This is a genomic window from Anaeromicrobium sediminis, from assembly GCF_002270055.1.
Classification (GTDB): Bacteria; Bacillota; Clostridia; order Peptostreptococcales; family Thermotaleaceae; genus Anaeromicrobium; species Anaeromicrobium sediminis.
Map to the genome: position 1 here is coordinate 1 of NZ_NIBG01000041.1, position 13,325 is coordinate 13,325.

General features: G+C 31.7%; 6 protein-coding genes. All 6 read left to right on the forward strand.

Annotated elements, in window-relative coordinates; all coding sequences use genetic code 11:
• On the forward strand, window positions 1-559 hold a 559-nt coding region (locus CCE28_RS22425; RefSeq protein ID WP_207652950.1), incomplete at its 5' end, for a hypothetical protein.
• 15 nt (window positions 560-574) lie between these two features.
• Window positions 575-6,778, forward strand: a complete 6,204-nt coding sequence (locus CCE28_RS21425) for an IPT/TIG domain-containing protein (protein ID WP_095136239.1) — start codon at window positions 575-577, stop codon at window positions 6,776-6,778.
• 2 nt (window positions 6,779-6,780) lie between these two features.
• Window positions 6,781-8,448, forward strand: a complete 1,668-nt coding sequence (locus tag CCE28_RS21430) for a hypothetical protein (protein ID WP_095136240.1) — start codon at window positions 6,781-6,783, stop codon at window positions 8,446-8,448.
• A gap of 18 nt (window positions 8,449-8,466) precedes the next feature.
• The gene (locus tag CCE28_RS21435) at window positions 8,467-9,966 is read left to right on the forward strand and encodes an S-layer homology domain-containing protein (protein WP_095136241.1); all 1,500 of its coding nucleotides are present in this window, start codon (window positions 8,467-8,469) and stop codon (window positions 9,964-9,966) included.
• A gap of 211 nt (window positions 9,967-10,177) precedes the next feature.
• Entirely contained in the window at window positions 10,178-11,776 is a 1,599-nt protein-coding gene (locus CCE28_RS21440) for a CTP synthase (RefSeq protein WP_141228411.1), read from the forward strand.
• 102 nt (window positions 11,777-11,878) lie between these two features.
• On the forward strand, window positions 11,879-13,210 hold the full coding sequence (locus CCE28_RS21445) for a glycosyltransferase family 39 protein (RefSeq protein ID WP_095136242.1): 1,332 nt from the start codon (window positions 11,879-11,881) through the stop codon (window positions 13,208-13,210).
• Window positions 13,211-13,325 lie beyond the last annotated feature (115 nt).

The window sequence follows — 13,325 nt, forward strand, 5'->3', positions numbered from 1 at the left end:
AGACCATGTTCCAAATGAAAATTATAAAATGAAAGATGAAACTCATTATGGAGACGTCAAAAGTGATTTAAAAATAAATAAAGATACATTAGAAATAATAGGTAATCATAATAAGTTAGAACTAAAATTAGACAAGCTAATGGGCTATAATACTTACTTAAAACAAATTGAATATTATGGTGATCATTTAGGTCTCTTAGAAACTCAGTCAATCAGTGGAGATATAAACCTATTCAACATAAGAAAAATAAATGGAGATAAAGATATAAGTTTATATGTGGGCAGAGTAAATCCCCATAAGCTTACGAATATTAAAAGGAAATTAAGAGGAAAAACTATCTTATCAGACTTTATAGGAGTATACGGAGAAAACTTCAATGTAGATAGCGTCATAGTAAAGATACCATATAAAAAGAGTAATCTTAAAAAAATTAAGGTGCTAAGATATGATGAAGAATTGAGAAATTTCTATGAAGAAAAATTTAGTGTGAATTTAATTGACAAAAGAGTAGAAGTATTAAGCAATCATAAAGGTATATTTGTGATAGTTAACAAATAGGATGGTGAGGATAAGGTGAGACAAAGACTCAAGAGAGCAGGGGCCATTGCAATGGCTTTTGTATTAATTTTTTTAAGTATACCCATTAGCTCATATAAGGTGTGGGCAGCTGATGGATACTATATTACAGATATGTATATTACAAAAACCTATGAAGAAGGTACCTATACAGTAGATAAAACGAAAGTAACTTTTGTGGGAAACAATTTGATAGGAGTGGATTTTGGTACGGTTACTAGTAGTGGATATGTTCCATTTACAAATAATACACATAGTAGTAATACTGTGCAAGAATTCATTATAGATGGAGACATAATAGGAGATAAGATACAGGTGGGGACAGTATTCATTAATACAGGTCTATCAGATTTACCTACCATATTAGGAGTAAATTCTAGAATGTTAACCATGGGTGATAGCGCAGATGATTTGATAATATCAGGAAACAACTTGGATAAAATAAAAAATGATTCAGGTTATAAAATTTATTATGAAAATAGTAAAGGAAAGACACAATTAAATAATAATGATTTTAATAATTCTTCTTCTGTGACAATAACTAATGATAAACTGGTAGGTCAAGCAGGACTGCAAACAATAGTTATTGAAAAATCAGAAAATAAAACATATACAGGTGAAGATGGTAATCCTAGGAATGTGAACTTTGTTGTTCAAAATACTTATAAAGAACAATTTTCTTTAGTAAAAGAAATAAATGTGAGCAATTTAGTAATGAATCCTAATAGGGGATTGCCAGGAGATGAGATACAGTTTATAGCTACTAGTGGGTTAAATGAGTATGATGTATTTTTTCTAAAAAATTTAACAGATACATATGAAACAAAATACAAGGGTACAGGTACTCACTATGAGCCAGATATAGATGATAGACAAGTTCTTATCACCCATGTACCTGAGGGTCTTGAGGCTGGACAATATTACGTTGTATTCACGAATAAAATATCTGATGGAGATGATCCTAACAAATCAATAACTGAACGTCTAATTGTTGGGGCACCGCCATCATATGAAAAGTTTACAGTAATAGATGCTCAACAAAAGATAAAGATATTATCTGTAAATCCTAATAAGGGAGCAGATATAGGTGCAGATGCAGAAATATCAGGAATCTATTTCGGTTCCTTAAATATACCTAGTTTAACCCTAGATGATAATATTATAACTGTTACAGGAGATGTATACGGAACAGATAACTCCATAACTATTGAATATGGTGATACGTCAAAGGAAGTAAAGGGAAATTATGGTGGAACTCCGGTGGAGAAGGTTACAAGAACAGTTAAAGTAATAATAGGACCTGTTGCGAAATTTTATAAAAACCCAGGGGGAAATTATGAGTATTCTTTTTCTAGCGCTCTAGATAAAATAAAGGTTAGTACTCAGCCTGTTACTGATGCGGACACGGATCCTGTAAAGGATGTAGTTATAGAAACGGAAACTGTAATTGAGTTACAGGGATTTCCTAATAATATTGTCCTAAAAGATAAGGCTGTATTAACTAATGGTTTTACATTTATTGCCAGTAAAATTGAACCAGACATTGAAGAGGTTGTTCCAAACAAAATACAAGTAGTAGAAGATGGTTCTAAATATAAAATTTCTAATGATGAAGATAGATTAATAGCCATATATGGAGAAAACTTCTTTATACATAGGTATACGGAAGGAACTGAAGAAAAAATTAGATACCCAATTGTAGAATTTGGAAATTCCATAAGATTAGATAAAAATACTGATTCTAATATTGAACTTAGAGTTTTTGATGCTCAGGGAAATGAACTAGATGGCAGTGAGGGAAATGAACTAGGAACAAAGATATTAGTAAAAGTTCCTAAGGATTCTAGTGTTGAGAATATTGGAAAGACATGGACCAAAGTTATAAACCCTGTAAGAAACTCAACAGAAGAAGGTTTATATGAACAAGAAACTGATAGTATAGAATTTGTATTAGTATCAGATAATGATACGCCTACAATTGAGGAAGTAAACCCTAATATTGTATCTATAGAAGGTGGAATGGACATAGAAATTATAGGTAGTCAATTTAAGGATGGAGCTCAAGTAATAATTGGTGGAAATGTAGTTAACAATATAGAAATCCAAGGGGATGGAAGAAAAATAACATTTATAGCACCTGCAGGCCAGTTTGAAGGAGAGACGCAACTTCAAGTAGTAAATCCTAAGGGTGGAATAGACACATATCCTTTCATTTATGTTAAGACATATACGGTACCTAAAATAATAGATTTCTCACCTAAGATGGGAAGTTCTAATACTTTAGTAGTTTTAAATGGAGAAAATTTATTAAAACCAGATCCAACTGGGTCTTCAGATAATATGTACAAGTTTATAGGAACTAGAGTTTTACTAGAGGGACAAGATATTAATGAATATAATATGGACTCTAGCAATAATAAGATACAACTTGAAGCCTATAAGGCAAAGTCTGATAATAAAATACTAGACACAAGTGATCAAAACTTAATTAGAGATTATTACAATAGCATAATATTAAAAAATAATGATACTAATAAGTACTATGTTATAGACCAGAGTGAAGATAAAGAAATAACTTTATCTAATGGTATAGATGAAAAATATGAAATTGAAAGAAATGGGAATAATATAGAGGCCCACAGTAGAGAAGGGGATACTTTTCAAGTTACAATTGAAGAAGAAGGGAACCATGATGTAATAAAGCTAACAGGTTCAACTACAATAAAATTATATATGTATACACCATATAAAGTGGTAGATAACTTAATAGTGGGAAATAGGGTAAAAGTCCTATCCATAGGAAAATTGTATTTCACAATTCCTACTAATTTAACTAAACCTGGATATTATGATGTTACTATTAAAAATCCAGATACTAAGACAGACAGTAAAATAAATGAACAAGGATTTAATTACTATCCTCAACCCTATAATAAACCTAATATATCATCCATAGAACCAAATGAAGGTTCTGTTGATGGCGGATACTATATAAGCATAAAGGGTAGTCCTAATGCAGATGGCAAGAAATGCTTTGAAGATAATGCCATAGTAAGTATAAATGGAGTACAAGTGCCAAATGTGGATACTACCGTATCTAGCGATGGCCTTAGTATAAATATTAAAGTTCCCAAATTAGAACAAAGTATAAGTGGTAATAGAATAACTGTACCTGTAGTTGTGGTAAACCCATCAGATGGGTCTAGTGCAAGTGTGGAGGATGGATTCACATATATATTACCCTTTTCAAATCCAATAATTAACTCCATATATAAGGATAATGGTAAGGCTTCTGGTGGATATTATGTGGAAATTACAGGTCAAGATTTCAGATACGAAGAACCTTATACGGATAGTAATAAAAATGGTCATTGGGATAGTGGAGAGCCATATATTGACTTAAATGGCTGGCATGTGTATACAAATACCCCTGATGATGGTACTAAAGGGCCTGATTCTTTTGCAGGAGACAAGGTTAATGATCTTAAAAATAAATACGGTGAAGACTATAAGACAACCTATGGTAAGGACTATGATGACATAGTAATTCCCGTATTACCTGAAATATATTTTGGGGATAAAGAAGCAGAAATCACAGATTTCGACCATGGATACATTAATGTAATCGTTCCAGAGGGGAAAGATGGTCAAGTGGACGTATATTTAGTGAATAGTGATAAGGGTACGTCAAACAAGGTGAAATTTACTTATGAATCTTCAAATCCTACTATTACTACGGTTATGCCTAATAGTGGTGATAAAAAGGGTGGAGAAAAGGTTGAAATAAAAGGAACAGAATTATTCCTAAGCAAAGATAGAAATGTAATGTACAAGGAAGGAATTACAATAAAGACTAAACAAGTTAATATGCCATTAGTTAGATTTGGAGATATAACAAATAAAGATATTCCTAAGGGAGAAGAAAACTCTGGATCCATAGATAATGGTAAAACCACTGTTTTATTAGATGGAAATCTAAAGGTTGTTTATGATGGTGTTGCCCACAAAGTCACATTAGAAATAGCTTCAGGAGATAAGACTTATAAGGCAGAAGTAGATTATAACGATGAAAAGGTATTTGTTCCTGTAAGTTTCTTATCCTATACGGATGAAGATGGAAATGTAGAAAAGTATGCAAGCGATGATCCTAATAGTGATAAAAATTACGATGAACTGATTTTATTAAATGTGGAAAATAAAAGGCTTATGATCGAAAGGGGATATTCACCTAACTTTGAATATAATAACGACAAACATGTGATAGTATATACACCATCCTATTATACTGTGGGACAGGTAAATTTAAATTATATAAATTCAGATGGAGGAATTGCCACAAGTAAATTTGACTATAAAAATCCTTCTAGTAAACCTGAGATTACAAATATAACAAAGGATGGACAAGATCCAATAGAGGCAATAGTAGAAGATAAACAAATAAAATTAATAAGGGTAAATTATAAGGGCGGTAATACAATCTCCATATTGGGACAAGGATTTGTAGATAATGCCACTATACAAATAGGTGATATTGCAACTATAGGTATTGGTGATATTAAATACCAAATACCAGATAAATTGACTTTCACAATGCCTGAGACTGATGAAAGTAATGTGGGAAAGAATTTTAGAGTAGTAATTAGTAACCCAGATGGAGGAAATGCATCATCAGATGAACTATCTCCACCTATCTACATACAAATTATCAAAGGGGAAACGGCACCAGAAATAGAATCTATAGACCCTAAGTTTGGACCATCAAAGGGTGGTACAGAAGTAACCATAAATGGTAAGGACTTTAGAGATAATTTAAAAGTAATAATAGGAGAAAAGGTATTAGAAAATACATATATAAAATCCATATCTTCTACTAAGATAGTAATAACAACACCACCTCACTCTCCAGGAGAAGTGGATATTAAAGTTGAGAATGAAGATGGGGAATTGGCCATATCATCAGAAAAGTTCACCTATGTAAGTGAACCTAAAATAGCCGAGGTTACTGATGATAAGGACAACTATATAAATAGCATATCCATTGAAGGTGGAAATAAGATAAAGATTAAAGGGTCTGGCTTTGTAGGCGGAGCTAAGGTTATATTTGCACCAGTAATAAAAGAGGCCGATAGTGAAGATGGAGACATAATATATATATCAGGGAAAAAATATATAGTAGAATCGGGAAATGAGGCTACTAGTGAATTTGTATCAGAAAGTGAATTAATCGTTACGGCTCCAGCAGGTAAGTTAGATGAAATAGGAGTAATGGTTGTTAACCCAGATAAGGGTGCCACTGATATCTATGAAAACCTAAAGTATAGTTTACCAGAAACTCCAGCACCTACTAACGTATGGGCTCAGCTTTATTATGACCAATATATTAAGGTAAATTGGGATGAAGTAAAGGATGCTGCCCAATATGAAATATATGTGGTAGAGGATAACAACAAGAGATATATAGGAAATACGGAATTAACTTCCTTTGTATACGATGATCTAAAGAGAAAGACTGAATACAAGTTCGTAATAACTGCCGTAGGAAAGTATGGTTCATCCATATATTCCATGGAAAGTAATGAAGTTGAAACGGGAAGTAAAGTAGGAAAAGATGAAGATGGAGAATTAGGTGAAGATACGGTTATAGATAAGAGTGGTGAAAATGCCACAATAACCATTGGAGTAGATGATTATAACAAATATACCACATTAGACCTAACAGAAGGACAGTTAGCAGGAAGTAAGAATATAACCATAAATATACCAGCAAAGGTCATTGGAAAATTAGATGTACAGAATTTGACTGTTATAGGCAATGACTATATTGTGAAATTTAATCCAAATACCTTCTATAATTATAAAACTAAAGATAATATGGACAATGCAGGTGTTAAGTTTAATATTATGAGTAAACCTAGTGAGTATGTACCACAAAGGGGAGAGACCATAATATCAAATCAGTTATCTTTAAAGGCATATGACTATGTGGAAGATAATGTGGACGAATTAGACTATACGGGGTCACTCATATTCGTAAGTTTAGATTTAGATAAGGATAAGGCTAAATTAAGAAGAATTAAAAAGATCAAATTAGTAAGAATTGATGATGAAAATGTGGTTCTAGGAAAGGGTAATGATGAAGTATACAATATATCAGGTGTTACAGATAGGCTAGGACACTTCATTATTCTAGGAGGTAGATAAAATTGAAGAAGGCTATAAGTGTAATACTAATACTGTTGATTTTTATAGTAACTATCTCCTATGGAGGGGTAAATGATCCCTATAGAAATGGTTATATTGAAGGGTATTTGAAAGAAAAATATGACAATAAAGTAAAGATAGAAGAATACGATGGAACTATTCACGAAATAGAGTTGGCTAGAAATGTAGTGTTAAAAATAGACGATATATTAGTTAAACCAAATGATATGAAAGAAGGTATGGAAGTCTATGGAGATATTAAGGGTAAAAGGTTAATAACCCTTGAAGCTTACTCAACAGAAAAATTAGGATACATTTCACCCCAGTCTAAGACCCTAAGGGGAGTAGTTAAAAAAATTGATAGGGATACACTGAATATAAAATTAATAACAGGAGAAGAGAAGCTTTTCTTCACTTCTCCCATTACCATAGTAAATAAAAGTGGAGAGAGTATAGGTCTTGATAGTTTATACATTGGTGATGAGGTAAAACTATACTTTGATGAGTATGATACGGATATCATAAGTAGAATGGAAATTAGAAATAACTCCATAAAGGTAAAGGACATATATAAGGCAAAATTAGTGAGAGTAGATGAGATAGAAAATAAAATCACATTAGAAAATATATATAACTTTACGGATGGCAAGTGGAGTGAAATAAAACCAATGGCAACTATAGAATACGATTATGATACTCCCATGTATTTAAAAGCACAAAGTATAAGTAATGATAAGTTAAAATACTTTGTGGGTAAAACAGTATATTTAGCAGTGGAGGATTTCTTCGGTGAAGATAAGATAAAGAAATTAGTATTACAAGAAAAATATAGTAAAATATATTCTGATAAAATTAGAAAAATCAACTATTTCTCCGACTCCCTAGAACTTAGAAATAATAAAAATCTAACTTTAAGTGAAGGGACCATAATATTGAAGGATGGTAGACTAGTTGAAAAATCCATAATAGATGAAGAAAATGATGCCCTAATAATTGCGGATGGATATAAGGATAGCCTACATGCTAGTGTTATAGATATATACAACACATCAATAAATAATTCTAATATAGGACAAAAACATATCTATGCAGGTAGAATGAATAGAATATTTGAAGATAGTGTATATTTAAATGACTTTTATATACTAAAGGAAAATGAATGGTATTCCTTTAGAACTGAAGATGAAGACGATGAAAAGAGATTATATTATGATGAGGATACTAAAATATATAATCTAGAGGAAAAAGAAATAATATCTGCTAAAGAATTTTTTCAAGGGAATTTTTCTGTAGATGAAGATGACGATGAAATAGATGATAGGGACTTAAAAGATTGGTATACTTATTTTTATACGGATGGAGATAGGATTACTGTAGGGTATATTATGAAAGACTTAGATTCATTAGGAAAAGAAAGAATAACTACAGGACATGTTCAAAAGGTGGAAAACAGTTCTTCTACAGGATGGACTTTAACCCTTATGAATAGTAAGGACTGGAGTGATCATAAGGAAAAATGGATAATGAAGAATTCTAGTATAAATATAAATTTAGAAAAGGCCATGATAATTAAAGACGATAAAATCATAACTCCAGAAGAATTACTAATGAAAGATAGTTTATACATAATAAGAGATGATTATGATGGAAAAATAGTAATAGTTAAGTAGAAAAAGAGGGGGCTCATAATGAGAAGAATAATTTCTATGATCTTAGCAATAGTTGTAATACTTACACCTATTTCATCCTGGGCTGCGCCACCTATTTTTTCTGGTGGAGTTAACAATGAATACAAATATGAAGAAATGGTGTTCATAACGGGTGAGCCAATTAAATTTGTAGGAGAATTAAAGGAAAAGGAAAAAATTAAGGATAATGAAAAAACTATAACATATACACTAAAACTTACTCCAGAGGATAAAAGCATAGATGGTAAATTGGATAGAAGTATAACTTTAATTACCACATATGATAAAAACAAGGAAAAGGGTCAAACTATAGGTCAAACTATAGTGGATAAGTATAAGGAATCCATAAAAGTAGGGAAAGATAAATATGATTTAGAGGATTATCAACTATCTAAATCGGATGTGACAGATAACAGACCAGCTTCTGATTTTTATTCAGGTAATTTAACAGGGCGAAAATATTATGAAATAAATAGGGATGAAGGAGAAGTAATAGTAACTATAAGTGGTTCCAATACGGGATACTATAACTTTTGGGGTAGCACAGAAACCCTTATTATAAACAAAGATATAGAATCTATAAAGTATACTAAGGATGAAGATGGCAATATAGATAAGGAATCATGGAATGGAAACATAGAAATACAAGTAAGTGACAGCACAACTAAAACATTAAGATATAATGAGAACAAAGCAGATCTATCTAGTATAGATGGTGGTCACATGAGAGTTACTGAAAGTGGCATGGTATCTAGAATAAAATATAATATGCCCTATGAAGATGATGATGAAATAGATAACAAAAGAAGAGTAAAAAGAACTATAGAACTTAGTAATAAAAAGGTACCTAAAATAGAACGATTACTAGTTCCTAAATTTAGAGATATAGAAGGGCATTGGGCTGTAAATCATATCAAAAAGTTATATTCACTAGATGTATTTGACGAAACATCAGAATTTTTTGCACCAGATATACCAATTAAAAGGGTGGAATTTACTAAGGCCATAATAAGGGCTTGTGATATAAGACCTAGTAACGAAGAAGAGGAAAAGAAAAGAAGTCGTAGTAGAAATAAGGAACCTGAAGTATCACCATTTAAAGATGTACCTGTAGAAAGTCCAAATTACAAATATATAAAAAATGCTTTAGAGAAAAATATCATATCGGGCATATCTAAAGACTTATTTGCACCAGAAAAATCATTGACTAGAGCACAAGCCATAACCATATTAATAAGGGCTTTAGGTTTTCAAACTAAAGCACCTACACCAGGCTTTTACACTTCTTTTAATGACGACAATGAAATTCCTGGATGGGCAAAGGAAGGCATATATGTAGCAAAGGAAATTGGAATAATAAATGGAGATATGAAGGGGAATATTTACCCTAATAAAATATTAACTAGAGCAGAAGCTTCTGCCATGTTAGTTTCTTTCTTAGGATTCTTAGAAAGGGATTTACAAAAGGATTATAGAGAAAATATTATAAATTATAATTAAAAAACTACTAACAAATAAATTGACTATTAATAGTTAATACTATATAATAAAACAGTTATTTTAAATACTAGCGAGCACCCTACTAGGGTGCCCTGCCATAAATAGATGGATGAATAGGTAGGTCACCCTTAGGGGTGGCCTCACTTTTTTTACGGAAAACCATATCCTAAGGTAGAAGATAACCATTATTGTGGAAAGGGGAAGTTCTATAATGACAAAGTACATATTTGTAACTGGAGGGGTAGTATCCTCACTAGGAAAAGGAATCACAGCAGCATCACTAGGTCAGTTACTTAAGGCAAGAGGACTTAAAGTGACTATTCAAAAATTTGACCCATATATAAACATTGACCCAGGTACAATGAGCCCATACCAACATGGTGAAGTGTTTGTAACAGAAGACGGAGCAGAAACAGATTTAGATTTAGGCCACTATGAAAGATTCATAGATATAAACTTAGGAAGTTATAGTAGTGTGACTACGGGGAAAATCTATTGGTCCGTACTAAATAAAGAGAGAAAAGGTGAATATTTAGGAGCTACAGTTCAGGTAATTCCTCATATTACTAACGAAATTAAAGAAAGAGTACTTCGTGCAGGAAACCAAACTAATGCGGACGTGGTTATAACAGAAATTGGTGGAACTGTGGGAGATATTGAGAGTCAACCTTTTTTAGAAGCCATTAGACAAATTAGATATGATGTGGGTAAAGAAAACGTAATGTATATTCATTTAACATTACTTCCATACTTAGGAAAAGCAGGAGAGATGAAGACTAAGCCTACTCAACACTCCGTTAGGGAATTGAGAGAAATAGGTATTCAAACAGATGTGATCGTATGCAGAACTGAAAAACCAATGAGCCAAGAGTTAAAGGATAAAATAAGTCTTTTCTGTAATGTGGATTCTAAGAACGTAATTCAAAATACAGATGCAGAAACTCTATATGAAGTTCCTCTTATGTTAGAGGCAGAAGGATTGCCTGAAATAGTTTGTAATAGACTAGGATTAAAGTGTAAGGAGCCTGATTTAACAGAGTGGACAGCAGTAGTAGAAAAGGAAAAGAACTTAGAAGATGAGATTACTATAGCATTAGTTGGTAAGTATGTGGAACTACATGATGCATATCTTTCTGTGGCAGAGTCTTTAAAGCATGCAGGAATTGCAAATGATACTAAGGTGAATATAGATTGGATACACTCAGAGGATATTACAGATGAAAATGTGGAATCCTACTTAAATGATGCAGATGGTATACTAGTTCCTGGAGGATTTGGAGATAGAGGTGTAGAAGGTAAAATAGCAGCAACAAGATATGCTAGAGAAAATAAGATTCCTTTCTTAGGAATTTGTCTAGGAATGCAACTTGCAGTAGTAGAGTTTGCTAGAAATGTGGCTGGATTAAAGGATGCTCATAGTTTTGAGTTAAACCCACATACACCATATCCAGTTATTGACTTAATGCCAGACCAAATAGACATAGAAGATATGGGTGGAACCTTGAGACTCGGAGTATATCCATGTAAAGTATTCTCGGATACATTGGCAGAAAAGGCCTACGGAAAGAATTTAATCTATGAAAGACATAGACATAGATTCGAATTTAACAATAAATACAGAGATAAATTAACTAAGGCAGGTTTAGTTATAAGTGGACTATCTCCAGATGAAAGACTAGTTGAAATAGTGGAAGTAAAGGATCATCCTTGGTTTGTGGCTGGACAATTCCATCCAGAATTTAAATCAAGACCTACAAAGGCTCATCCATTATTCAAGGATTTTGTGGGAGCAGCTATTAAAAATAAATAGGGTTAATAGATTAGGGTTAAGAGATTATGGTTAAAATTCCCACTCTTAACCTTTAGTATCCTTGAATGGGTAGCTGGTCACAGGTAATATAGGGGGATAAATATGAAAAAACATATAGAGAGATTGTACTTTGTCTTTATTCTAATTACAAGTTCCATAATGAAATTCAAATATATAAACAATGTTAAAACAAAACAACTTTATGACTTTCAAACTTATCATGAAATAGCTTCTAATATATATAATCATTTAGGACACACATTAGATGGCTGGCCAATTGCATTTCAGGGAATGGGATACCCTACTACCTTGGGTTTCGTATATAAAATAGTTGGAGATGATAACATACAAGTGGCTAAAAATTTTAATGTTATATTATCCATATTAACTTTAATAATCATATACTTTATAACGGTTAAACTTACAGATGATAAGTTCATAATATATGGTACTTATACTATGGTAGCTTTCATACCAAATTACATTGCCTATAATAATGCGGTGGGAACAGAGGTTTATTTCACCTTTTTATTTAGTTTATTAATACTCTCTTACCTACTAGAGTATAATTTTAAACTTAAAGTAGGGGTTATTGGTTTTTTAATAGGTATATTAACTTTAACTAAACCATTTTTTATGGTATATCCCATTGTTTTAGGTTTTATAGATTATCTAAGGGACAAGGATATGAAAAAGGCAATAATATATGTAACGAGCGGATTAATCATTATGGCCATGATCATATGTCCTTGGACTTATAGAAATTATAAGAAGTTTGGAAGGATTATTCCCGTATCCTACAATTCTGGATATGTAATGTATATAAATAATAATGACTATAATACTACTGGTGCTTGGATGCCCCTATTAGATGTGCCAAATACAAGGGAAAACAAAGAAAAGATAGAAGAAATACTATCTAAAAAAAGTGTAAAAGTAGCACCAGAAATAGAACCCATAATTAAAAAGTCCGCAACAAAATGGATAGTAAATAATAAGGTAGAGTTCTTAAAGCTAGGAACCCTAAGATTAAATTCCATATTCTATAGTGGTAGTTGGGATATAGATGCTTGGACTAAGAATGAAGAGAAAACTAATAATTTCGAAGAACTAACTAAGGGCGAACAGTCTTATATAATAAGAAATAATCATTTTAATAGAAGTGTTAGGGATATAATAATATATACCCTAAGTAGTATGGGAATAATATATGCCTTATTTTCTATAAAATTAATAATACAAGGACTAATAAATAAAGAATATAAAATAAGCAGCATAATATTAATACCATCAGTAAATACTTTATTCTTCATGAGTGTGTACTTCACATATGAAGGACAAAGTAGATATAACTTCCCGTTACTGTTCTTATTTGTAATAGGTTTAATGAATATATTAAGTGGGTTAAATAAAAAAGAAGGTTTAGGTGATTAATCATCTATACCTTCTTTTTTATTTAAAAATCATTGTCACATGCCTGTAAAATTCTTTCTATAAATACTCCAAACCCCTTCAAATTACTATATGGCCTTTTTTGCCATTATTACAG

What these genes read in the sequence shown, in the direction of transcription:
- CCE28_RS21435 (WP_095136241.1), top strand. Translation starts at nt 8,467, where the DNA reads ATGAGAAGAATAATTTCTATGATCTTAGCAATAGTTGTAATACTTACA.
- CCE28_RS21440 (WP_141228411.1), top strand. Translation starts at nt 10,178, where the DNA reads ATGACAAAGTACATATTTGTAACTGGAGGGGTAGTATCCTCACTAGGA.
- CCE28_RS21445 (WP_095136242.1), top strand. Translation starts at nt 11,879, where the DNA reads ATGAAAAAACATATAGAGAGATTGTACTTTGTCTTTATTCTAATTACA.